Origin of the sequence: Amycolatopsis sp. CA-128772 (genome assembly GCF_002904295.1) — a bacterium.
Classification (GTDB): domain Bacteria; phylum Actinomycetota; class Actinomycetes; order Mycobacteriales; family Pseudonocardiaceae; genus Amycolatopsis.
Window position 1 is genome coordinate 138,629 of sequence record NZ_PPHG01000091.1, and the last position, 21,245, is coordinate 159,873.

General features: G+C 70.9%; 22 protein-coding genes and 1 tRNA gene. 13 read left to right on the forward strand and 10 right to left on the reverse strand.

The genetic code is table 11. The annotated features are described in order from the left end of the window. Positions 1-60 precede the first annotated feature (60 nt). The 3 genes from C2L59_RS41210 (at position 61) to C2L59_RS41220 (ending at position 2,888) form a co-directional block, all read left to right on the forward strand. Positions 61-669 (forward strand): DUF1345 domain-containing protein, encoded by a 609-nt coding sequence (locus tag C2L59_RS41210; RefSeq protein WP_103355034.1) that lies wholly within the window; start codon positions 61-63, stop codon positions 667-669. 73 nt (positions 670-742) lie between these two features. Continuing rightward, positions 743-1,633 (forward strand): LytTR family DNA-binding domain-containing protein, encoded by an 891-nt coding sequence (locus C2L59_RS41215; RefSeq protein ID WP_103355007.1) that lies wholly within the window; start codon positions 743-745, stop codon positions 1,631-1,633. Position 1,634: 1 nt separating this feature from the next. Next, a complete protein-coding gene (locus C2L59_RS41220; RefSeq protein ID WP_103355008.1) occupies positions 1,635-2,888 on the forward strand; it encodes a sensor histidine kinase in 1,254 nt (417 codons plus the stop codon). Here the strand turns inward: C2L59_RS41220 and C2L59_RS41225 are convergent. From C2L59_RS41225 to C2L59_RS41240, 4 genes are all read right to left on the reverse strand, one after another. Then, positions 2,825-3,550: a G1 family glutamic endopeptidase gene (locus C2L59_RS41225; protein ID WP_103355009.1), complete on the reverse strand. Its 726-nt coding sequence runs from the start codon at positions 3,548-3,550 to the stop codon at positions 2,825-2,827. The genes C2L59_RS41220 and C2L59_RS41225 overlap by 64 nt on opposite strands. Before the next feature lie 190 nt (positions 3,551-3,740). After that, on the reverse strand, positions 3,741-4,790 hold the full coding sequence (locus C2L59_RS41230; protein ID WP_103355010.1) for an ABC transporter substrate-binding protein: 1,050 nt from the start codon (positions 4,788-4,790) through the stop codon (positions 3,741-3,743). Positions 4,791-4,812: 22 nt separating this feature from the next. Next, entirely contained in the window at positions 4,813-5,697 is an 885-nt protein-coding gene (locus C2L59_RS41235) for an ABC transporter permease (RefSeq protein ID WP_103355011.1), read from the reverse strand. Continuing rightward, positions 5,687-6,493, reverse strand: a complete 807-nt coding sequence (locus C2L59_RS41240) for an ABC transporter ATP-binding protein (RefSeq protein ID WP_103355012.1) — start codon at positions 6,491-6,493, stop codon at positions 5,687-5,689. Before C2L59_RS41240 ends, C2L59_RS41235 begins: the two co-directional genes overlap by 11 nt. Positions 6,494-6,688: 195 nt before the next feature. On the opposite strand from C2L59_RS41240, the gene C2L59_RS41245 reads away from it, so the two are divergent. After that, positions 6,689-8,266, forward strand: coding sequence for a sensor histidine kinase (locus C2L59_RS41245; RefSeq protein ID WP_103355013.1), 1,578 nt, complete (start codon positions 6,689-6,691; stop codon positions 8,264-8,266). Further along, complete coding sequence (locus tag C2L59_RS41250) at positions 8,263-8,922, forward strand: response regulator (protein ID WP_103355014.1); 660 nt, start codon at positions 8,263-8,265, stop codon at positions 8,920-8,922. Before C2L59_RS41245 ends, C2L59_RS41250 begins: the two co-directional genes overlap by 4 nt. Positions 8,923-8,924: 2 nt before the next feature. Here the strand turns inward: C2L59_RS41250 and C2L59_RS41255 are convergent, their stop codons facing one another. Together C2L59_RS41255 and C2L59_RS41260 are read right to left on the reverse strand one after the other, a co-directional pair. Continuing rightward, the gene (locus tag C2L59_RS41255; RefSeq protein ID WP_103355015.1) at positions 8,925-9,557 is read right to left on the reverse strand and encodes a hypothetical protein; all 633 of its coding nucleotides are present in this window, start codon (positions 9,555-9,557) and stop codon (positions 8,925-8,927) included. A 91-nt stretch (positions 9,558-9,648) separates the two neighbouring features. Beyond that, on the reverse strand, positions 9,649-10,467 hold the full coding sequence (locus C2L59_RS41260; protein WP_103355016.1) for an SDR family oxidoreductase: 819 nt from the start codon (positions 10,465-10,467) through the stop codon (positions 9,649-9,651). A gap of 138 nt (positions 10,468-10,605) precedes the next feature. Here C2L59_RS41260 and C2L59_RS41265 point away from each other — a divergent pair, with 138 nt between their 5' ends. Both C2L59_RS41265 and C2L59_RS41270 read left to right on the forward strand, forming a co-directional pair. Next, positions 10,606-11,400, forward strand: a complete 795-nt coding sequence (locus tag C2L59_RS41265; protein WP_199199604.1) for a trypsin-like peptidase domain-containing protein — start codon at positions 10,606-10,608, stop codon at positions 11,398-11,400. Positions 11,401-11,418: 18 nt separating this feature from the next. Continuing rightward, positions 11,419-11,643, forward strand: a complete 225-nt coding sequence (locus C2L59_RS41270; protein WP_103355017.1) for an RNA-binding S4 domain-containing protein — start codon at positions 11,419-11,421, stop codon at positions 11,641-11,643. 82 nt (positions 11,644-11,725) lie between these two features. On the opposite strand, the gene C2L59_RS41275 is transcribed toward C2L59_RS41270, so the two are convergent. Continuing rightward, on the reverse strand, positions 11,726-12,667 hold the full coding sequence (locus C2L59_RS41275) for an Ldh family oxidoreductase (RefSeq protein WP_233223985.1): 942 nt from the start codon (positions 12,665-12,667) through the stop codon (positions 11,726-11,728). 101 nt (positions 12,668-12,768) lie between these two features. Here C2L59_RS41275 and C2L59_RS41280 point away from each other — a divergent pair, with 101 nt between their 5' ends. The 3 genes from C2L59_RS41280 to C2L59_RS41295 all read left to right on the forward strand — a co-directional run bounded on the left by C2L59_RS41280 (position 12,769) and on the right by C2L59_RS41295 (position 14,278). Beyond that, on the forward strand, positions 12,769-13,050 hold the full coding sequence (locus C2L59_RS41280) for a DUF2277 domain-containing protein (RefSeq protein ID WP_103355019.1): 282 nt from the start codon (positions 12,769-12,771) through the stop codon (positions 13,048-13,050). Between the two features lie 91 nt (positions 13,051-13,141). Next, a complete protein-coding gene (locus C2L59_RS41285) occupies positions 13,142-13,981 on the forward strand; it encodes a patatin-like phospholipase family protein (RefSeq protein WP_199199606.1) in 840 nt (279 codons plus the stop codon). Between the two features lie 210 nt (positions 13,982-14,191). Further along, a tRNA-Ser gene (locus C2L59_RS41295) sits at positions 14,192-14,278 on the forward strand. Positions 14,279-14,311: 33 nt separating this feature from the next. Here the strand turns inward: C2L59_RS41295 and C2L59_RS41300 are convergent. Next, the gene (locus tag C2L59_RS41300) at positions 14,312-14,785 is read right to left on the reverse strand and encodes a MarR family winged helix-turn-helix transcriptional regulator (protein WP_199199608.1); all 474 of its coding nucleotides are present in this window, start codon (positions 14,783-14,785) and stop codon (positions 14,312-14,314) included. 505 nt (positions 14,786-15,290) lie between these two features. Between C2L59_RS41300 and C2L59_RS41305 the strand changes: the two genes are divergently transcribed. After that, the gene (locus tag C2L59_RS41305) at positions 15,291-16,217 is read left to right on the forward strand and encodes a neutral zinc metallopeptidase (protein ID WP_103355022.1); all 927 of its coding nucleotides are present in this window, start codon (positions 15,291-15,293) and stop codon (positions 16,215-16,217) included. 93 nt (positions 16,218-16,310) lie between these two features. Here the strand turns inward: C2L59_RS41305 and C2L59_RS41310 are convergent, their stop codons facing one another. Next, complete coding sequence (locus C2L59_RS41310) at positions 16,311-17,852, reverse strand: M28 family metallopeptidase (RefSeq protein WP_199199615.1); 1,542 nt, start codon at positions 17,850-17,852, stop codon at positions 16,311-16,313. An 81-nt stretch (positions 17,853-17,933) separates the two neighbouring features. Between C2L59_RS41310 and C2L59_RS41315 the strand changes: the two genes are divergently transcribed. Next, a complete protein-coding gene (locus tag C2L59_RS41315; RefSeq protein WP_103355023.1) occupies positions 17,934-18,911 on the forward strand; it encodes an NAD(P)H-quinone oxidoreductase in 978 nt (325 codons plus the stop codon). Here C2L59_RS41315 and C2L59_RS41320 read toward each other — a convergent pair. After that, positions 18,908-20,107, reverse strand: a complete 1,200-nt coding sequence (locus tag C2L59_RS41320) for a cysteine desulfurase-like protein (RefSeq protein WP_103355024.1) — start codon at positions 20,105-20,107, stop codon at positions 18,908-18,910. The two genes, C2L59_RS41315 and C2L59_RS41320, sit on opposite strands and share 4 nt — an antisense overlap. A gap of 135 nt (positions 20,108-20,242) precedes the next feature. Between C2L59_RS41320 and C2L59_RS41325 the strand changes: the two genes are divergently transcribed. Then, positions 20,243-20,794: a bacterial proteasome activator family protein gene (locus C2L59_RS41325; RefSeq protein ID WP_103355025.1), complete on the forward strand. Its 552-nt coding sequence runs from the start codon at positions 20,243-20,245 to the stop codon at positions 20,792-20,794. Positions 20,795-21,245 lie beyond the last annotated feature (451 nt).

Below are 21,245 nucleotides of genomic sequence, written 5' to 3' on the forward strand. Positions count from 1 at the left end.
ACCGAAGAGGCCCTCCCCGCTTGGCGCCGGCGAACCTCCGGCGAAACCCGCTGGCCGGCGATGGCGGTCGTGGTCGCCACGCTCGTGCTGCAGGTCGTCCTGCCCGACGACATGGCCCTGAACCCGTGGTGGCTGCTGCCGTCGGTGTCCGGGTTGCTCGTGGTCGCGCTCCTGCTGGCCAACCCGGGCCGGATGACCCAGTTCAGCGCGGCCGAGCGGGTGATCTCCCTGCTGCTCGTGGCCACCGTGACAGCGGTGAACGCGCTTTCGGCGGTGTCCCTCGTGTACGACATCGCCACAGGCACGATCGGCGACCGCGCGGGAGCGGTACTGGTGACGGGCGGCGTCGTCTACTGGACGAACATCGTGGCGTTTTCCCTGTGGTACTGGGAGTTCGACCGCGGCGGCCCGGGCCGCCGGGCGGCGGGAAAGGCGGCGTACCCGGACCTGCAGTTCCCGCAGATGGCCGACCCGGGCCTGGCGCACCAGGACTGGGAACCGTCCTATTTGGACTACTTGTACTTCTCGTTCACCAACGCCGCCGCGTTCAGCCCCACCGACGTCATGCCCCTGCGGATCTGGGCCAAGCTGACGATGATGCTGCAGGCGGTCGTGTCCCTGGTGCTGGCGGTGATGGTCGTCGCCTGGGCGATCAACAACCTGGAGTAATTGTCCAGTTCTTGACAATTGACTCCACTCGGGACGTCGGCGACCCTTGAACCCCTGACCGACCGAGGGGCGCATGACCGACAAGAACAACGATGTGGTCAACCACGTGGAGGGCGACCTCCACACCGCGGTTCAGGTGGGCAACGTAGGACGCGACCTCATCGTCCATTCGGCGATGCACAACGGCGGACCGCCGCCACCGGACCCCAAGGCCGGGCGGCTGACCGTGCTCGCGGTCGACGACGAGGCCCACGCGCTGGCGGAGATCGTCCACCTGCTGCGTCAGGACTCCCGCGTCGGGAAGGTGGACAGCGCCTCGGACGCGGTCACGGCGGCGCGGTACATCACCCAGGTCCTGCGGCAGAAGGAGCGGCTGGACGCCGTGTTCCTGGACATCGAAATGCCCGGGCTCAACGGCCTCGACCTGGCCTGGCTGATCACCCGGTTCGCCGAACCGCCCGGGTTGGTGTTCGTCACCGCGTGGGAAAAGCACGCGATCGAGGCCTTCGAACTCGAGGCCGTCGACTACCTCGTGAAGCCGGTGCGGAAAGAACGGCTCGGCGACACCGTGCGCAAGCTGCTCGACCGCGCCTCGCCGCACGACGGCGAACCGCCGGGGGACCCGCTGATCCCCGTGGAACGCGACGGCGTCGAAGCGTTCCTCCGCCTCTCCGAGGTGCGAATGGCCGAACTGGACGGCGACCGCGCGCGGCTGACCACCGCGTCGGGCGAGTTCTCGGTCCGGGTGCCGGCGGCGGTGTTGACCGCCGACTGGGCCACGTCCGGTTTCGTCCGCATTGACGAGTGGCGCTGGGTGGCCGTCGAGCACGTCGAGAACGTCCGGCTCACCGGCCGGGATATGACCGTGCAGGCCGCGGGCCGCAGCTTGGCCGTCGGCGCGGAGTACCGCCGCGAGGCGCGCCGGCTGCTGGTTCACTCGCGACGGCGGCCGGAGCACCTCTGACGTGGCCGACCTCACGGGTGTCGCGACGTGCTTCTGGCTCTTGACCGCCTTGTTCTTCTTGCCCGCGTGGCGCGCCGCGCTGGTGCGTCGTCGTCGCGAGATCGCCGAGACCGTCCGTGCGCAGATCTTCGCCTTCCTGCCGGTCGTCGCGGAGTTCCGGCGTGGCCTCGGCACCGAGAGCGCGGCCGGGTTGCGAGCGTTGCTCGACGTGCCTGCCGTGGCCATCGTCGGCAACGAGGGCACCATCGCGTCGGACGGCGCGGTCGACGGGGAACACTTCGACCAGGCTGCGTCGCTCGCGGCGGCCACGCTCGCGACCGGCGTGCCGGGGCCCGCCGGTCCGCAGGGGATCTCCTGCGGGATCGCCTCCTGCCCGGCCCGGTACGCGACGACCTTGCCCCTGAAGGTCGACGAGGAGATCCGGGCGGCGCTGGTCGTCTACTCGGCGAACCGGTCCCCGGCCCGCGACGCGGTGCTGCGCGCGGTGGCCGGCATGGTCTCCGACCAGCTGAGCCTCGGGGAATGGGACCGGTTCGATTCGTCCGACGACGAGCCGCCCCTTTTCGTCCTACCGGATCCGATCCCGGCGACGTTCGTCTCCCAGTCGCTCACCACGCTGGGCGCGTTGACGAGGACGGATCCCGAAGCGGCGACCGAGCTGCTGCGCGAGTTCGCCGACTTCCTCCGCTACCGCTCCCGGCAGTACGGCGAATTCACCGAACTGGCCAACGAGGTGCGGTGCGTCGACCAGTACCTCGTGCTCGCCCGCGAACTGCTCGGTGACCGGCTGAAGGTGGTCGTGGACATCGCCCCCGAGGTGCTGCCCCTCGAGGTGCCGTTCCTGTGCCTGCAGCCGCTGGTGGAGCGAGCTGTGCAGTTCGCGCCCGGCCCGTGCCTGGCGGTTTGCGTCGCCGACGGCGGCCCGGACATCGTCCTCAGCGTCGAACACGAGGACCCGCGCCTGGAGTACGAGGACATTCCCCGGTTCACCCCGGACAAGGAGTGGTGGGAACTCCGCCGGAGCGGTTACCTCGGGTTGGCCGGCCTGCCGGCGCTGGGCAGGCGGCTGGCTCACCTCTACGGGGACGATTTCGCGCTCGAGGTCCAGGTGCGGGCCGAGGTGAACACCAAGGTCACCGTGCGGCTGCCGAAGACCCGGCGCCCCCGGCCGAGCCGGAGGCGCCAGGTTGCTCAGTGGCGCGAGATGGTGAAGCTCTGGCCGTCCGAGCCGATGGCGCCCGGGATCCACGTGTAGGACCCGCGGTCGTCGGCATCCAGACCCGATGGGTTCGTCGACGCCAGGTTGGTGCCGTTGAACTTGACGCCGGTGAACTTGACCCCGCCGGAGATCGACGGGTACGAGTCCGTCGGGGACTCGATGATCGCTTCGGCCGAGGCGTGCCTCGAGGTCAGGGACTTCGTCGTCGACTTGGACCAGCCCTTGGTCGTGTCCGACAGGTCGAGGCGGTAGGTGTTGGTCGCCGTGCGGGTCACCGTGGCCGTGATGTGGTCGCCCGCGCTGACCGGCACGCTGTAGTACACCGGGGCCGCCGGGTACATCTCGTACCAGGCCGAATACACCGGGCGGCCGCTGGAGCAGTCCGTCTCCACGCCCGTCTGCTCCACTGTGGACGATCCGTCGCCGTCGATGCCCACCCAGGGTGCGAACAGGTCGTTGGTCGAGTTGCACGTCACCGACGGCTCGGTCCAGCTCGCCGTCGCCGTGGTGAAGCTGCCGAAACTCACGTAGCCACCCCAGTTGCCGCCCGCGAACTGGTGACCGTGGCTGTGCCCTTCAAAAGCGTGCGAGCCGTACTCGACCGCGGCGTGCGCGGTGCCGGAAACCGCCAGGCCGGCGGCGGCCGCGGCGGCGGCCGTGAGGACGCGGACCGCGCGGGACGAAAGGATTCTGGACATGCGGGACTCCGTTCACCGATGGGGACCGGGAAAGCCGTTCCCCAAGTGTTGGAGCCAGCCGAAAAAGAAGGTAGCTACTTTCGAATGGTCTTCGCATTGCCCGAAAAGACCCGTAAAGGCCTCCGCGGGGGAAAGAGGCCTTTACGGGTCGATATCGCTCACCTACCGCCCCGGTGAGGTGAGCGGGGCTCTAGCCCTGCTTCGCGGCCGCGTCGACGAACTCGGTCGTGTACGTCTTCGACAGGTCGATCGAATCCTTCTTCGGCTTCACGTTCTTCGAAAAGCTCGAAAGCACTTCGAGCACGTTCTTCGCGCCGTCGGCGTCCATCTTGCCGTCGCCGTTGAACATCCCGATGCTGTCCTTGATGGACTTGATGTACAGCGCCTTGTCGCCACCGCTGTAGGACGGCGGCATCTTCGCCGCGATCTCCTCCGGGCTGTGCTGCCCGATCCACTTCAGCGTGGCCACGAACGCGTTGGCCAGCTTCTGCACCGCGTCCTTGTTCCGGTCCACGAAGTCGCAGCTCATGTACAGCGACGACGCCGGGTACAGCCCGCCCAGCGCAGCTTTCGTGCCCTCCACCGTGCGCAGGTCGTACAGCACCTTCGCCTTGCCCGTGTTGGTCAGCTGCGCGATCGTCGGGTCGGTCGTCATGCCGCCGTCGATGCCGCCGTTGTCCAGGCTCGCGATGAACGTCTGCCCGGCGCCGACCTTCACCGGCGTGTACTGGTCGGCGTCCACGCCCGCCTTGGCCGCCAGCGCCTTCGTGAGGAAGTCGGTGGACGACCCGAGCGACGTCACGCCCAGCTTCTTGCCCTTGAAGTCGGCCGAGCTCTTGATCGCGTCGGCGTGCGCGGTGCCGACGACCTCGGCCTCACCCGGGATGTTGGCCAGCTGGACCACACTCTTGATGCACTGGTCCTTGGCCTGCAGGTCGATCGTGTGGTCGTAGAACCCGACCACGCCCTGCACCTGCCCGGCCACGAGCGCGGTCTCGGCGTTGGCGCCCGACTGCTCGCTCTGCAGCTCGACGTCGATGCCCTGCGCGGCGAAGTTGCCGAGCTGCTGGGTGAGCATGGCCGGCAGGTAGATGACCTTCTCCAGGCCACCGACCATGATCGTGACCTTCGGCTTGCCCCCCTCGCCCGTCGCGGCGACGCGGGAGTCCTGGCACGCGGTGGTCAGCGCCGCCACCACGGTCAGCGCGGTGAGCGCGCCGGCGATTCGGCGAATCCTCATCGATTCGTTCCTTTCCGATGACTCAGATGACGGTCTGGCCGGAGGTGGACATAGAGGGCCGCCACCGCAGCAGCCGGTTCTCGAGGTTCCCGATGCCCCACTCGGCCAGGAGGGCGACGACGGTGATGATGATCATCGCGGCGTAGATACCCGCGGAGTCGAACGTGCCCTGCGCGTTCGAGATCAGGAAGCCGATGCCGGCCTTGGACCCGGCGTACTCGCCGACGACCGCGCCGATCAGCGCGAAGCCGAACGCGGTGTGCAGCGAGGAGAGGATCCAGGAAGTCGCGCTCGGCAGCACGATCGCCTTGATCACCTGCATCCGGCCCGCGCCGAGGATGCGCGCGTTGTCGATCAGGTTGCGGTCCACCTCGCGGGCGCCGGTGAAGGCGTTGAAGAACACCACGAAGAACACCAGCACGACGACGGTGGCGACCTTCGACGCCAGCCCGAGCCCGAACCAGATGACGAACAGCGACGCGAGCACGATGCGCGGGACCGCGTTGGCGGCCTTGATGAACGGCGCGAGCACGTCGGCCAGGTACTGGCTGCGGCCCAGGATCACGCCGAAGATGACGCCGGCCACGGCGCCGATCGCGAAGCCGACCAGTGCTTCCTCGACGGTGACCCACAGCTGGTACCAGAGCGAGCCGAAGTCGGTGCCGCTGGTGACCCACTCGACCAGCCGCTGCCAGATCCGGGACGGCTTCGAGTAGAAGAACGGGTCGATCCAGTAGGTCGCGGTCAGCTCCCAGCTGCCGAGCCACACGACGACCAGGGCCAGCCGCAGCAGCCAGGTGTTGCGCTTGCGCCGCGACGACGCCCGCTTCGCGCGGGTGAGGATGTCCTGCTCGGTCTCCAGGACCGGGAGGGACGCGGCCGGCGCCGCGGGGGTCTCAAGCGACACGGTTCGCTCCCTTCTCACGGGCCTTGTCGACCTCGCTGCGCAATGATTCCCAGATGTCCGCGTAGAGCCGGCGGAATTCTTCGGTGAGCCGCAGGTCCTCCACCTTCCGCGGCCGCTCCAGCGGGATCTCGAAGACGTCCTTCACGGTGGCCGGCGACGTCGTCAGCACGACGACCTTGTCCGACAGCGCGATGGCCTCGTCGAGGTCGTGCGTCACGAAGATCACCGCGGCCCCCGAACCGGACCACAGCCGCAGCAGCTCGTCCTGCATCAGCGCCCGCGTCTGCACGTCCAGCGCCGAGAACGGCTCGTCCATCAGCAGGATCTTCGGCTTGGTGACGAGGGTCTGGGCCAACGCGACGCGCTTGCGCATGCCGCCGGAAAGCTGGTGCGGGTAGTACTTCTCGAACCCCGCGAGCCCCACGCGGGCGATCCAGTCGACGGCCTGCGCGCGGGCCTCGGCCTTCGGCACCCCGCGGAACCGCGGGCCGGAGGCGACGTTGTCGAGCACCGAGCGCCACGGCATCACCGCGTCGGTCTGGAACATGTAGCCGACACCGTCCGGAATGGACTTCACGTCCTCGCCGTTCACCCGCACCCGGCCGGCGGACGGCGGCTGCAGGCCGGAGACCAGCGAGAGCGTCGTCGACTTGCCGCAGCCGGTCGGGCCGACGACGGCGACGAACTCGCCCGGCTGCACGGTCATGGTCAGGTCGCGGACGGCCGTGTGCACGGAACCGGACCCGCTCGGGAACCGTTTGGTGGCTCCGGTGAGTTCGATCAGTGGGGGAACCATGAGGGGGTGACTCCTTCGTCATCACGTGGTGGGGGTCACGTTGGGGAAGGACGTTAAGTTCGTGTGGCGCCGAGGTGAAGCTTGTCGACGTTCTGCGTCACAAGTGCGCGTTATGCATGTTTTGCTCATTTAGCGCACCCCGCTGACCAGGGGGTATGGTTCCGAGCCATGCCAAAGTGGGCGCTCTTCCCGCGCATGCGGTTCAGCCGGCAGGTGCTGCTGCTGCAGATCGGCGTGGTGCTGCTCGTCGTCGGCGTCGGCGTCGCGCTGGTGAGCGTGCTCCTCTCGCGCACCCTCACCGACCAGTACGGCCGCCGCGCGCTGGCCATCGCGAAGTCCGTCGCCGCCGACCCGGTCGTCGTCGCGAACGCGGCCGCGAAGCTCCCCGGCGGACCGCTCGAGGAACGCGTGCTCGCCGTCACGAAGGCCAACGATGCGTTGTTCGTCGTAGTCACCGACGACAAGGGCATCCGGCTCGCGCACCCGACACCGGGCGAAATCGGGAAGCCGGTCAGCACCCCGCCGGACGTGGCCCTCGCCGGCGGGGACGAGGTCAGCGCCGTGCAGAGCGGCACGCTCGGGTTGTCCGTCCGCAGCAAGACCCCGATCTGGCAGGGGCGGCACGTGGTCGGCGAAGTCAGCGTCGGCTTCGAGGTCGGCGACCCGACCGGCGACTTCAACCGCCTGCTGACGATCACGCTGCTGTTCGCCGGCGGCGCGCTGCTACTCGGCGCGGGCGCGTCGGCGCTGCTGAACCGGCGGCTGCGGCGCGTCACGCACGGCCTTGAACCGCACGAGCTCACCGAGCTGCTCTACGAACGCGAAGCCGTGCTGCACGGGATCGGCGAAGGCGTGCTGGCCGTCGACGACGCGAAGCGCGTCTCGGTGCGCAACACCGAAGCCGAGCGCCTGCTCGGCACCGAACTCCCGATCGGCGCGACGATGTCCGAACTCGAGCTGAGCCCACGGCTGCACAAGGCGGTCGCCGAAGGCCGGCCGGTCGACAACCTCCTCGCCGTGGCCGGGAACCGGGTGCTGGTGATCAACTCGCGCGCGGTCCGGCTGGACGACCGGGACATCGGCACCGTGCTCACCTTCCGCGACCGCACCGACCTCGACACGCTCACCCGCGAGCTCGACGGCATCCGCGCGCTCTCCGACGGCCTGCGCGCCCAGCGCCACGAGTTCGCCAACCGCCTTCACACGCTCTACGGGCTGCTCCAGCTCGGCCACCACACCGAAGCCGTCGAGTACCTGCAGACGCTGACGGACTCGTCGTCGGCGCGGCCGAGCGAGCTCGGCGACGCGGTCGCCGACCCGTACCTGCAGGCGCTGCTCGTCGCGAAAACCGAGCAGGCGCAGGAAAAGGGCCTCTCCCTCAAGCTCGCCGAGGACAGCTGGGTGCCCTCGACGGTGACCGACCCGATCGCCGCGAACACCGTGATCGGCAACCTCGTCGACAACGCGCTGCACGCCGCGCGGATGGGCCCGCGGCGGCCGGCGACCGTCGAAGTCGGCCTGCTCGCCGAGGACGGCACCCTGCACGTGTCCGTTGTGGACAGTGGCCCCGGCGTGCCCGCGGACCTGCGGCGGACGTTGTTCGACGAAGGCGTCTCGACGAAGATCGCCCCCGGCCACGGCCTGGGCCTGGCGCTCGCCCGGCAGGCCGCCCGCGCCCGCGGCGGCGACGTCTGGCTCGCCGACCCCGGCGAAGGCGAGGCGGGTGCGCTGTTCGTCGCCAAACTGCCCGGAATGCTGACGGAGGACCGATGATCCGCACGCTGATCGTCGACGACGACTTCCGGGTCGCCGGCGTGCACGCCGGGTTCGTCGAGGAGGTGGCCGGGTTCGCGGTGGTCGGCACCGCGCACACCGCCGCCGAGGCCCGCGCCCGCGTCCGCGAGCTCGCGCCCGACCTCGTCCTGCTCGACGTCTACCTGCCCGACGAGTCCGGTCTGGCGGTGCTCCCGGAGCTGCAGACCGACACGATCGTGCTGTCCGCGGCGACCGACAGCGCGTCGGTCGCCGCGGCCATCCGGGCCGGCGCGCTCAACTACCTGATCAAGCCGTTCACCACCCGGCAGCTCGCGGAACGGCTGACGTCGTACGCGCGCTTCCGCGGCCTGCTCGCCGACGACCGGGCGCTGGCCCAGGACGACGTCGACCGCGCGTACCGCGTGCTGCACGACCAGGACCGCACGTCCGCGCCGAAGGGCCAGTCGACGGCGACGTCACGGCTGGTTTCGGAGCAGCTGCGACGCGCCGGGCGGCCGCTGTCGGCCGCGGAGGTCGCCGCCGAGCTGGGCATGGCGCGGGCGACGGCGCAGCGGTACCTCACCGCGCTGGCGGAGTCGGGGACGGTCCAGATGCGGCTGCGCTACGGCGCGACCGGCCGCCCGGAGCACGAATACCGCTGGTCCGGGGCCTGAGCTCAGCGGCCGCCGTAGCGCTGCATCATGCTCTCGGCCACGTCGACCCAGGACTGGATCGGGTTGGTGGTGGGCGGCGGCGTCGACGACGTCGGCAGGTCGACCCGGGCCTCGTTCTCGTCGTCCGGCGCCGGCTTCTTCGGCTGCGGTTTCGCCTGCGCCTGCGCCTGCGCCTGCACCTGCTGCTTCGGCGCCGGCTTCGCGGGCACCGGCACGAACACGGTCTTCGGCGCCGGCGTGACGACGACCGGCGCCTGCGGGGCGGGCGGCTCCGGCGCGGGCGCCGCGGCGACGGCCGGGCGCGTGTCGAGCGCGGCCGCGTCACCGTCCGGCGCCGGGGCGAACAGGCCGCCGGTGAACAGGCCGCCACCCAGCCACCCGGCCGCGACGAGCAGCACGGCGGCGCCGCCGCCGAGCCAGGTCCGGGTTCGCCGCCGGATCACCACCGACTTCGGGCGCAGGTCCTGGTCGCACACCGGCGGCCGGGTGTAGATCGGTTCGGCGGCCGGGGTTTCGTCGTCGGTGCGGCGGCGCCGGGGCAGGCTCGCCGCGACGATGCCCGTGCGGTCCAGCAGCTCCACCGCGGTGCGGTCGCTGGACGAACGGGTCGCACTGCGCGGTGCGGTGCGAAGCATCGGGGACCTCCGGGACGGGGCTCGCGGACCTCACGCATTCTGGACCATTTCGGACGGTCATGTCCGAAACGCAACTCCATTGAGTGAAGCCTCAGCCGCCCGTCTGCTTCAGCCTGAGTCGCGCGAGCGCCGCCAGCGGCCGTTGGTAGGCCGAGCCGAGCACCCGCGGAATGGCGTCGATGACGTAGGCGTCGGGGCCGATCAGGATCCGCGCCGACTTCCGTTCGATCCCGCGCAGGATCGTCTGCGCCGCCTTCTCCGGTGTGGTGCGGGCGACCCGCTCGAAGCCCCGCGCGGCCTTCTCCTGGTCTTCGGCGGCGCTGCGCGAGTTGCGCACGATGTTGGTCTTGATCCCGCCGGGGTGCACGCAGCTCACCGCGACCGGGCGCCGCGCGATCAGCATTTCTTCGCGCAGGGCTTCGGTGAATCCGCGAACGGCGAACTTGGCCGCGTTGTACGCGCTCTGCGTCGGCACGCCGACGAATCCGAACACGCTGGAAATGTTGACCAGGTGCCCGTCGCCGGAGGCGATCAGGTGCGGCAGGAACGCCTTCGTGCCGTTCACGACGCCGCCGAGGTTGACGCCCATCAGCCAGTCGTAGTCCTCGAACGACATTTCCTCGACGGTCGCGCCGAGCGCCACGCCCGCGTTGTTCACGACGACGTTGACGCGGCCGTACTCGCCGGCGACCTCTTCGGCGTGCGCGAGAACCGCGCCGCGGTCGGCGACGTCCAGGGTGTACGCGCGGGCGTTCCCGCCGGCCAGCTCGGCGGTCTCCTCGGCGTTCGCGGTCACGACGTCGGAGAGCGCGACCCGGGCACCACGCCGGGCGAACTCGCAGGCCAGCGCCCGGCCGATGCCCGAACCCGCTCCGGTGACCACCACGACCTTGTCCGCGAACCGCTTCATCGGCCCTCCCGCCCGCCCGGTGTTACTCCCGAGTAGGGGATGTTAGCGGCTGTGAGCTTGCTGTGGGTGTGCTGATTGTGTCGGTGCGTCGCCTTATGGTGATGTGGTCGACAGCAACCGGACGAGGAGGCGATGTAGGTGCGGTGGCCGGCCGTTCTGCTCACCCTCGCCGCGATCGCGCTGCTCGGGGTGACCTACGTGGTGGTCGTCGCCGCCCGGCAGCCCGAGTCCGCGGGCGCGACGACGCCGGAGACCGCGACGGTCGAGGCGGCCCCGGCGCGTGACCTGCCCGCGGTGTCCAGCCCGGCGGTCGGCGCGCTGTTCTCCGAAGGGGCGCACTACTGCACGGCCAGCGTCGTGCACAGCGAGCAGGGTGACGTGCTGCTGACCGCGGCCCACTGCATCCACGACGGCGAAGGCGGCGGCTACCTCGCCGGCCTTACCTTCGCGCCCGGCTACCACGACGGGATCGCGCCGTTCGGCTACTGGACGGTGTCGGACGAGCACGTCGCCCCCGGCTGGAGCGCGTCCTCGGACCCGGACCTCGACGTCGGCTTCGCCACCGCGCACCAGGTGGGCACCACGAAGACGCTGGAAAGCCTGGTCGGGGCGAACCTGCTGGCCACCGGCACCGCGTTCGAGCAGCCGATCACGCTCACCGGCTACCCGGACGACTCCGAGGTGCCCGCGGTCTGCCAGCACACCACCAGCAAGCAGGACACCTACCAGCTGCGGGTGGACTGCACGGGCTTCCCGACCGGCACCAGCGGCGGCCCGTGGGTCACCCAGCAGAACCCGCAAACCCGCCTCGGCACGGTCATCGGCGTGATCGGCGGCTTCGAGTACGGCGGCGACGACCCCGACACGTCGTACTCGAGCTACTTCGACACGGACGTGCTCGCGCTCTACCGCCAGACGACCGCCAGCACCTGAGACGGCATGATGCGGGGCATGAGCGAGCCCGTCGACGTACCCATCACCGGAGAGCCGATCCGCCTCGGCCAGTTCCTCAAGCTGGCCGGCCTGGCCGAAGACGGCTCCCACGCCAAGGACCTGATCGACGCGGAGGAGGTCACGGTCAACGGCGAAACCGAGACCCGCCGCGGCCGCCAGCTGACCAACGGCGACATCGTGGCCGTGGGCGCGGCCCGCGGCAAGGTCGTCCTGGTCCACTGAGCCCGGCTCCAAGCGCCCCAATGTGGCGTTGGTTGCGCTGAACGCACCCAACGCCACATTGGGGCGTTTTGGGCCCGGCCCGCTAGCCCGCGCTGGTCAGCGGCGGCAGCCCGAGCGACGCCGCCAGGGTGTCCAGCTCGCGGCGCACCGGCCCCGCCAGGGGCACCCCGAGCGCCCGGCACTGCTCGAGGTGCTGGGCCTCGCGCCAGCCCGGGTAGCGGATCGGCGCGCCGCCGTCCCAGCCGAGCATGCTGCCGAACAGCGCGCTCGCCGCCCGGTAGAAGCCGTCGGCGCTGCGCAGCGTCGTCGGGGCGATCGCCAGCACCAGCAGGCCCGTGTCGTGTTCGTGGTCGGCGACGCCGGAAAGCACCCCGGCGAGCACCTCGACCAGCAGCGTCAGCCCGGCCGCTTCGGAACCGGGGCGGTCCATGTCGAAGACGAACTCGGGGTACGCCCCGCCGGGCGCCGCCATGCCGAGGGGGTTCATCGGCTGGCCCGGTTCGCCGCCCGCGGCGAGCACCAGCCCGATCATCGCGTGCGGCAGGGCCCGGGCGGCATGGTGACCGGCGCGGCCGAACGGCCCGATCCCCCGCATCGACACGAGCCCGACGCCGAACCGGCCGGCCCGCGTCACCGCGCGGTCCATCGCGTCGCCGACGGCCCACAGCCCGGGCGCGCGGCGGTAGTCGATCAGCGCGGCGGCCCCGCGGTCGGCGATCATCAGCGGCTCGGCGTGCGGCACGACGAGCCCCTCCTTCAGCAACGGCAGGTGCACGCGCGTCAGGTCGGCGACGCCGGTCTCGGGCGAACCGGTCAGATCGCCGTGGCAGAGCGCCTCGGCCGCGATGCGGGCGCGCACCTCGGGAAGACCGTGGGCGGCGAAGACGTGTGCCACGAGGGTGACCAGGTCGTCGGCCCGGACCCGGGGCCACGCCTGTTCCGGGATCGGGGTCTGCGGGGGTTCCTCTTCGAGGATGCCGGGTTCGGGGCGGGCGGAGCGGAAGGGACGCGGTCTGAGAGGCACTACCCCGACATTGCCCAGCGCAGGTCCGGGCGTCAACGACGTCGGCCCGGGCCTACCCGACCGTGTGATCGAGGGCTCCGGAGCGACGTACCCTGGGCGGCATGTGCCGAAACATCACCACCCTGCGGGGACTTCAGCCGGCCGCGACGGGCGCGGAGATCGAGGCCGCGGCCCGCCAGTACGTCCGCAAGGTGACGGGCGTGCAGTCCCTTTCGGACGCCACGCGCGAGCCGTTCGAGGCGGCGGTCGCCGAAATCACCGAGATCACCACCCGGCTGCTGGAGCAGCTGCCGGAACGCCGGCAGCCGCCGGCGACCGTGCCGCCGCTGCGGCGGCCCGAGGTGCAGGCGCGGATCGCCGCCAAGGCCCTGCGGCAGCCCTGAAGTCCTGCCGCCGGTGTGCTCACGCCGGGCCGCGCGCCTCGACGTGGTGGAGAGCGACGGAAATCGTCGGACCCCTCGTTAGGCTGCCCGCATGGGTGGACAGGCTTTGGTTTTGGGTGGCGGCGGAGTCGCCGGGATCGCGTGGACGACGGGGCTGCTGGCGGGTCTGGCCGGGCACGGCCAGGACCTGACGGGCGCGGACCTGCTCGTCGGGACGTCGGCGGGCTCGGTCGTGGCCGCGCAGGTGGCGAGCGGCCGTCCGCTGGACGAGCTGTACGCGTGCCAGGCGGACCCGGCGCGGCAGACGCCGGAAATCCCGGCGGAGATCGACTTCGAGAAGTTCGCCGCCGACTTCGGCGGCGCGGTCACCGGCGCGACCGACCCGGCCGACGTGCGGCGGGCGGTCGGGAAGCTGGCCCTGGCGGCCGAGACGGTGTCCGAAGCGGACCGCCGCGCGGTGATCGAGGCGCGGCTGCCGGTGCACGAGTGGCCGGCGCAGCGCCTGGTGATCGTGGCGGTCGACGCGGAGACGGGCGAGCCCCGCCGCTTCGACCGCGAGTCCGGCGTCCCCCTGGTCGACGCGGTGGCGGCGAGCTGCGCGGTCCCGGGCGTCTGGCCTCCGGTGACGATCGACGGCCGCCAGTACGTCGACGGCGGCGTCCGCTCGGCCGAGAACGCCGACTACGCAACCGGCGCCACCCGCGTGACGGTGGTTTCGCCACTGGGCGTGGACGCGCCCCTGCCGATGGAGAAGCCGCTGCTGGAGGTCCTGGAGGACCTGCGCGCGGCGGGCGCGAAGGTCACGCTGATCACCCCGGACGAGCCATCCCAGGCGGCGATCGGCGAGAACCCGCTGGACCCGGCAACGCGCACACCGGCGGCGGAGGCGGGGCGGGCGCAGGGTGCGGCCCTCACGCTCAGCTGGAGCTAGCCGGGAGCGGTTGCGCCGCAGCAAAACGACGAAGCCGGCAGCAGCGCCCCGCCGACGGCGAGACGGGCGCCGCCGTCGGCCCCTCGCTGTCACCCACCATCAGCGTCCCGGTGGCCGGCACGTCGAGGGCCCGCACGGCGTTGCGGAAGATCTCCACCACCGGCGGGGCCCAGGTCGCCCCGGAAGGCGTCGGCTACCCTCGTGGGCAGGGGTAGCGTGTCCGAGCGGCCGAAGGAACATGTCTTGAAAACATGCGAGGGGGCAACCTCTCCGTGGGTTCGAATCCCACCGCTACCGCACTGAGCACCCGGGCGCCCGCCGCGCCCGGGTTCAGCTTTCCGGCTCCAGCAGGTGCGCCTGCACGCGCTCGAACGCCGCGGCGATCGTTGCCTGCTCCTCCGGGCTCAGCAAATCGATGAGGTGCTCGCGGACGCCCTCCACGTGCGTCGGCGCGGCCTTCTCCAGCAGCGCCAGGCCCTCGTCGGTCGCCTCGGTGACCACGCCGCGCTTGTCCTCCGGGTCACGCGCCCGCCGGACCAGGCCCGCGCCCTCCAGCTTGGCCACCTGGTGCGAAAGCTTGCTCTTCGTCGACCCCATGTACATCGCCAGCTCGGACATCCGCATCCGGTAGCCGGGCTGGGACTGCAGGCAGACGAGCACCTCGTAGTCGGTCAGGGACACGTCGTGGCAGTCGGACAGCTCCCGGTGCAACCGCTGCCGCAGCAGGAGGGTCGCCACGATGTAGGAGCGCCACGCCGCCATCTCGGCTTCGTCCAACCAACGCACAGGCCGCTCCTTGCTCATAAGGCAGCCTAGAACGCTGATCAACGGATTGCGCGGTCCGAGTCCGATCCGGGTGCCGGTGAAAACACCGTCGCAACATCGCCCGAAGGTGGGGTTACGAAAAGGTTGAGACTCGGCCGGGAAAGGCGCATTCTGCTTGTGGGCGGACGTCGGCCAGGGTAGACGGCGCGGCGACGGCGACGTGCCGGCCCGGCTCCCCGCCAGGAGAGGTCAGGTGGTTGCGTGGTGGGTGATCCTCGCGGTTGACCGCCAGCTGCGTCCCCGCGACCGGAACGGACATCTACCGGGTTGGTCGCGATTGAGGGTAGCTACGAGCGGGCTTCCATGCGTTCACGCATACGGCGTCGGTCGGGCCTGGATCCGGTCACGGCCTCGGAAGCCGTGACGACAGCGCCTGAACGCCGGCCCGGAAGCGGCCGACCGCTCGACAGAAGACATACCTCGGTACAAGCCTGGGTGCGCCCGTCAGCGCGACGGACGCACCCAGGCTCGTTACGATTCACCGGTGAGATTCGACGACGACGCCGGCCTGGACGCCTCCGAAGTCCAGGACCTGCGCGGAAGCGGTGGAGGCGGCGGCGGGATCGGCGGCCGCGTGGCGCTCGGCGGCGGCGGGCTCGGTGTCGTCGGCCTGATCATCTACTTCGTGTTGTCCCAGCTCGGCGGGGTCACGACGGGCGGCAGCGGCCTGAGCGGCGGCCTCGGCAGCGTCGGGTCCGGCCAGCAGGTCGACAACTCGAAGCTCTCGAGCGAGTGCAAGACCGGCGCGGACGCCAACAAGAACCACGACTGCGCGATCGTCGCGGTCGTGAACTCCGTCCAGGACTACTGGACGCAGCAGTTCGCCCGCTCCGGCTCGACCTACCAGAAGGCGCCGACGAAGTTCTTCAACGGCGGCGTCCGCACCGGCTGCGGCAGCGCCACCTCCGACACCGGCCCGTTCTACTGCCCGGCCGACTCGGATGTCTACATCGACCTGTCCTTCTTCGAAGAGCTGAAGACCCGCTTCGGCGCCCAAGGCGGGCTCTTCACCGAGGCGTACGTGCTCGCCCACGAGTACGGCCACCACGTGCAGAACCTGCTCGGCACCTCGCGCAAGGGCACCGGCAGCGGCCCGACGTCCGGTTCGGTGCGCCTGGAGCTGCAGGCCGACTGCTACGCCGGTGTCTGGGGCAACCACGCCTCGACGACGCCGACCGAAAGCGGCAAGCCGCTGATCACCGACGTCACCCAGGACGACATCAACTCCGCGCTGGACACCGCGTCCCGCATCGGCGACGACTACATCCAGGAGAACCTCGGCGGCGGCCAGGTCGACCGCTCGAAGTTCACCCACGGCACGTCCGCGCAGCGCAAGAAGTGGTTCACCACCGGCTTCCAGACCGGCGACCCGGCCCGCTGCGACACCTTCGGCACCAACAACCTGGGCTAGCAAGCGCCCCAATGTGGCATTGGGTGCGTCTGACGCACCCAATGTGGCGTTCGGTGCGTCTGACGCACCGAACGCCACATTGGGGCGCTTGGGTCAGGCCGTCAGCGCGTGCGGGTCGCCCGCCACGGCGCGGGCGGAGAAGTTCCGCTGCACCTTGCGCTCGGCGGCCTTCTGCTTGGCCGCCTTGGCCTTGCCGGGCTGGACGCCGTTGACGCTCTCGGTGCTCGTCGCGTACAGGCCGAGGGCCCAGGCGACGCCGTCGGCGTTGCGGTCCAGCGCGACGCGGTCGATGTTGCCCAGGTTGTCGCAGGCCTGGTGGTAGCACGGGTCGAACGCGATGCCGGCCGTGCCGCCCCACTTCGCCGCCTGCGCCGGGGTCTTCAGCACCTCGGCGCCGGTGTCCAGGCCGCCGGCCGGGATGCCGACGGCGATGAACTCGCCGTAGTCCGAGCGGCCGGTGAAGTCGGTGCCCTCGAGGGAGACACCCCGCGCGGCCTGCATGAAGTCGACGAAGGTCTTCTCGATCTGCGCCGAGCCGTACGGGCCGGCACCCGCGCCGACGCCGTCGGAGTTGTCACCGTCGTAGGCGAAGTACCCGGCGTTCGGCGAGCCGATCATGTCGAAGTTCAGGTACAGCGCGATGTCGAGCTGCTGCTCGAAGCTCAGCTGGTCGACGTAGTAGGTCGAGCCGATCAGGCCGAACTCCTCGGCGCTCCAGAAACCGAAGCGCACGGCGTTGTTGACCTTCGGGCTGCTCCCCAGCTGCAGCGCGGTCTCGAGCAGGGTCGCCGAGCCGCTGCCGTTGTCGTTGATGCCCGGGCCGGCCGGGACGCTGTCGAGGTGCGAACCGAGCATCACGACGTTGTCCTTGCGCCCGGTCTTGGTCTCGGCGATGACGTTGTAGCTGGTCCGCGCCTCCTGGAAGGCCCGCAGCTCCAGCGTCACGTTCTGCCCGCCGAGCGTCGCCAGCTGCGCCCCCGCGGCCGCCGTCACGCCGCCGGTCGGGATCGCCGCGTTCTCCGGGCCCCCGAGCGTCCCGTTCAGCGCGCCGTCGGTGTTGTTGTAGACGATCGCGCCGATCGCGCCCGCGGCCGCGGCCGTCTGCTGCTTCTGCGCGAACGAGCAGCCGCCGCGCTTGATCAGCGCGATCTTGCCCGCGACGTCCGCGGTGTAGTCGGTGGCCTCGCAGCCGCTGGTGTCGTCCACGGCGACCACGGCGAGCGGCGCGGTGATGCCGCCGACCGGCGTCGACTTCGTGTACTCCATGGCGATGACCGGGACGCTCGCGCCGCCCGCGGTCAGCTTCTCGGCCAGGGTCTCCGAGTAGGTGAACGGGAACTCCTGGCGGGTGACCTGGTAGCCGGCCGCTTCGAGCTTGGTCGCGATGTACTCGGCGGACTTCTTGTGCCCCTCGGTGCTCGCCGCCCGGGTGCCGCCGTTCGTGTCGGCGATGCGCTGCAGGGCGACCAGGTGCCGGTTGATGCCGTTGACGTCGATCTTCTTGACGAGCTGCTTCGCCAGGGCAGGACCGTCGGGGAGGGTGTTCGCGGCGGCGGCCGGGGTCAGGCCGAGCACCAGCGTCGCGCCGGCGGCTATCGCCACCGGCGGCAGGATTTTCGTTCTAAAGAGTGACATGGTTGCTCACCTTTGTTCGATATGCGAAGTCCGTCAATGCGCCTTTCGGCGGGACCTTCGGCCGCGGTATACGGTCGGCACATGTACGCGATCACCATCCGTGAACCAGGTGACCCGGACGTTCTCGAGTGGGCGGAGGTCGCGGATCCGCGGCCCGGCCCCGGCGAGGTGCTGCTGGAGGTGGCGGCGAGCGCGGTGAACCGCGCGGACCTGCTGCAACGCCAGGGCCACTACCCGCCCCCGCCGGGCGCGAGCGAAACCCTCGGCCTCGAATGCTCCGGCACGATCGCGGAACTCGGCGAAGGCGTCGAAGGCTGGAACGTCGGCGACGAGGTCTGCGCACTGCTCTCCGGCGGCGGCTACGCGGAGAAGGCCGTCGTCCCGGCCGGCCAGCTGCTGCCGGTGCCCGGCGAGATCGACCTGCTCACCGCGGCCGCGCTGCCCGAAGTGGCCTGCACGGTGTGGGCGAACGTCGTGATGCACGCGAAGCTCGGCGAGGGCGACGTGCTGCTGGTCCACGGCGGCGCCGGCGGCATCGGCACGCACGCCATCCAGGTCGGCAAGGCGCTCGGCGCCACGGTCGCCGTCACCGCGGGCTCGCCGGACCGGCTCGAAAGCTGCCGCCAGCTCGGCGCCGACATCACGATCAACTACAAGGACCAGGACTTCGTCGAGGTGCTCCGCGAGGAGACCGGCGGCGCGGACGTCATCCTCGACAACATGGGCGCGTCCTACCTGGGCCGCAACGTCGACGCGCTGAAGCAGGACGGCCGGCTGGTGATCATCGGCATGCAGGGCGGGGTCAAGGGCGAGCTGAACGTCGGCGCGCTGCTCGGCAAGCGGGCGTCGGTGTTCGCGGCGGGCCTGCGGTTCCGGCCCCTGGAGCAGAAGGCGGCGATCGTCGCCGACGTCCGCGAACGCCTGTGGCCGCTGGTTTCCGACGGTCTCGTCAAGCCGATCGTCGGCCAGGTGGTGCCGATGGCCGAAGCCGCGTCCGCGCACCGCGTCCTGGAAGAGGGCAGCGTGTTCGGCAAGGTCCTGCTGGCCGCGAAGTCCTAACGCAGTTCTTCGAGGACGCGCACCAGCTGGTTGATCTCGAAGACGTTGGAGTAGTGGGCGAGCCCGATCCGCACGGCGCCGCCCACTTCTCCGACGCCGAGTGACGCGAAGACGCCGCTCGTGCCGTCGTCGGCGAAGGCGCACAAGCCCTGCTTCGCCAGGTACTCGGCCACTTCGGGCGACTTCTTGCCGGCGACGGCGAAGGCGAGCGCGGGAATCCGGCGCATGGCGCTGCCGATGACCATGATGTGCCGCAGCGACAGCAGTTCCGTGGACAGCTGCGCGAGCAGCCCGGCGTGGTAGGACTTCGCCGACCCGAGCGAGGTGACCAGCCGCTCGCGCCGCGAGCCGCTGGCGGCGTCGTCGAGGCCGGCGAGGTAGTCGATCGACGCGATCAGCCCGGCCAGCAGCGGGTAGGCGTGCGGGCCGAGCTCCAGGCGGGCGGCACCGCGGGCCATCGGGTCGAGCGAGGCGGACGGGATCCGCTCGATCAGCTCGGGGTCGCGGAAGACGAGCGCGCCCACCGACGGGCCGCCCCACGCCTGCGCGGACACGACCATGACGTCGGCGCCGAGCGCGTTGATGTCGAGCGGCAGGAAGGGCGCGGCGTAGGTGGCGTCGACGACGACGAGCGCGCCGACCCGCTTGGCGAACTCGATGATGGTCGGCACGTCCGGCCGCGTCCCGACCGAGCCGGACGCGAGCGTGACGGCGACGGCCTTGGTGCGCGCCGACACGAGCTGCTCGTACTGCCACGCGGGCAGCTCGCAGGTCTCGATGTCGATCTCACCCCAGCGCACGACCGCGCCGACGCGCTTGGCGGCGCGTTGCCAGGGCGCCAGGTTGGCCTGCTCGTCGAGCCGGGACACGACGAGTTCGTCGCCGATGGTCCAGCGCTCGGCGAGCGCGTCGACGAGCCGGCGCAGCATGACCGGCGCGCTCGGCCCGAGCACGACGGCAGCCGGGTCGGCCCCGACCAGGTCGGCCACGGCCCGGCGGGCCGCGGTCACGATGCTTTCCGCGCGTTGTGAGGCCGGAAACGCTCCGCCCGGCCCGGACACCGGGGCACGCATCGCCGTGGAAACGGCCGAAGCGACCTGTTCCGGTACCAGCATTCCGGCGGCGCCGTCGAAGTGAATCCAGCCGTCACCCAGCGCGGGAAAGAGCCCACGGATACGAGCGACGTCGAACGCCATGGGGACACCGTACGGACGTGCGGTTTCGCCGTGCGTCCGGGGTTGGGTGGAGAGCCACCGGGAACCCGGTTTACGGCTACGCTCGCCAGACGGGCACCCCTCGGGTGTCGCGGAGCGTGTCGAAGGCAAGCCAGGATGGAGCACATGACCGAGCCGAACTTCACAGCGGGTGACTCGACCCAGGATTCTTCACCCCACGTGGTGGTCGTCGGACCGGACGGCACCCCGGAGGACCACCACGAGTCGGTGGGCGACCTCGTCGAAGAGCCGGCGAAGGTGATGCGCATCGGCACGATGATCAAGCAGCTCCTGGAGGAGGTCCGGGCGGCCCCGCTGGACGACGCGTCGCGCACGCGCGTGCGCGAGATCCACCAGACGTCGATCCGCGAGCTGGAGAAGGCGCTGGCCCCGGAGCTGCAGGACGAGCTGGAGCGGCTGGTCCGCCCGTTCACGAACGACTCGACGCCGTCGGACGCGGAGCTGCGGATCGCGCAGGCGCAGCTGGTGGGGTGGCTGGAGGGGTTGTTCAGCGGAATCCAGACGGCGTTGTTCGCGCAGCAGATGGCGGCGCGAGTGCAGCTGGAGCAGATGCGGCGCGGGCTGCCGGCCGGGTCGTCCGGGGTTGTCGGGCCGGGGCATGAGCACGGGCCTGGGCCGGGGATTTCGGGTACGGGCCAGTACCTCTGAGGACGTGGTCCACGGAAGGTTGTCCACAGACCGAGGGGGATGTGGACAACTCCTGTGGACAACTCTGGTGGGCGGCGGTTTTGTCCGGGGGTGGCGATAGGCTGGACTTGGGGACGCCCCCCAGGGAGGGCGGGGGAGTTTTCGGCGGCGGCGGGGCCCGGGCGGATGTGGTGCACCAGCTGGCTCCCTGCGGACGAGCCCGTGGTCGGCGAGCCGGCTCCGATGAAGGCGCCGAACCGCCGGAAGGCGAAGACGGCCGTGCGGTCGTGACCCCGCGGCGGCCGTCGCCGGCTCCGGCGGCTGGTGCGGCCGGGCGGCTGGTGCGGCCGGGCGGCTCGTGCGGCCGGGCGTCAGATGCGGCCGGGCGTCAAATGCGGCCGGGCGGCTGGTGCGGCCGGGCGTCAAATGCGGCCGGGCGGCTCGTGCGGCCGGGCGGCTCGTGCGGCCGGGC

What these genes read in the sequence shown, in the direction of transcription:
- C2L59_RS41310 (WP_199199615.1), bottom strand. Translation starts at nt 17,852, where the DNA reads ATGTCACTCTTTAGAACGAAAATCCTGCCGCCGGTGGCGATAGCCGCC.
- C2L59_RS41315 (WP_103355023.1), top strand. Translation starts at nt 17,934, where the DNA reads ATGTACGCGATCACCATCCGTGAACCAGGTGACCCGGACGTTCTCGAG.
- C2L59_RS41260 (WP_103355016.1), bottom strand. Translation starts at nt 10,467, where the DNA reads ATGAAGCGGTTCGCGGACAAGGTCGTGGTGGTCACCGGAGCGGGTTCG.
- C2L59_RS41285 (WP_199199606.1), top strand. Translation starts at nt 13,142, where the DNA reads ATGGGTGGACAGGCTTTGGTTTTGGGTGGCGGCGGAGTCGCCGGGATC.
- C2L59_RS41280 (WP_103355019.1), top strand. Translation starts at nt 12,769, where the DNA reads ATGTGCCGAAACATCACCACCCTGCGGGGACTTCAGCCGGCCGCGACG.
- C2L59_RS41230 (WP_103355010.1), bottom strand. Translation starts at nt 4,790, where the DNA reads ATGAGGATTCGCCGAATCGCCGGCGCGCTCACCGCGCTGACCGTGGTG.
- C2L59_RS41240 (WP_103355012.1), bottom strand. Translation starts at nt 6,493, where the DNA reads ATGGTTCCCCCACTGATCGAACTCACCGGAGCCACCAAACGGTTCCCG.
- C2L59_RS41245 (WP_103355013.1), top strand. Translation starts at nt 6,689, where the DNA reads ATGCGGTTCAGCCGGCAGGTGCTGCTGCTGCAGATCGGCGTGGTGCTG.
- C2L59_RS41215 (WP_103355007.1), top strand. Translation starts at nt 743, where the DNA reads ATGACCGACAAGAACAACGATGTGGTCAACCACGTGGAGGGCGACCTC.
- C2L59_RS41250 (WP_103355014.1), top strand. Translation starts at nt 8,263, where the DNA reads ATGATCCGCACGCTGATCGTCGACGACGACTTCCGGGTCGCCGGCGTG.
- C2L59_RS41300 (WP_199199608.1), bottom strand. Translation starts at nt 14,785, where the DNA reads ATGAGCAAGGAGCGGCCTGTGCGTTGGTTGGACGAAGCCGAGATGGCG.
- C2L59_RS41320 (WP_103355024.1), bottom strand. Translation starts at nt 20,107, where the DNA reads ATGGCGTTCGACGTCGCTCGTATCCGTGGGCTCTTTCCCGCGCTGGGT.
- C2L59_RS41225 (WP_103355009.1), bottom strand. Translation starts at nt 3,550, where the DNA reads ATGTCCAGAATCCTTTCGTCCCGCGCGGTCCGCGTCCTCACGGCCGCC.
- C2L59_RS41210 (WP_103355034.1), top strand. Translation starts at nt 61, where the DNA reads ATGGCGGTCGTGGTCGCCACGCTCGTGCTGCAGGTCGTCCTGCCCGAC.
- C2L59_RS41255 (WP_103355015.1), bottom strand. Translation starts at nt 9,557, where the DNA reads ATGCTTCGCACCGCACCGCGCAGTGCGACCCGTTCGTCCAGCGACCGC.
- C2L59_RS41270 (WP_103355017.1), top strand. Translation starts at nt 11,419, where the DNA reads ATGAGCGAGCCCGTCGACGTACCCATCACCGGAGAGCCGATCCGCCTC.
- C2L59_RS41325 (WP_103355025.1), top strand. Translation starts at nt 20,243, where the DNA reads ATGGAGCACATGACCGAGCCGAACTTCACAGCGGGTGACTCGACCCAG.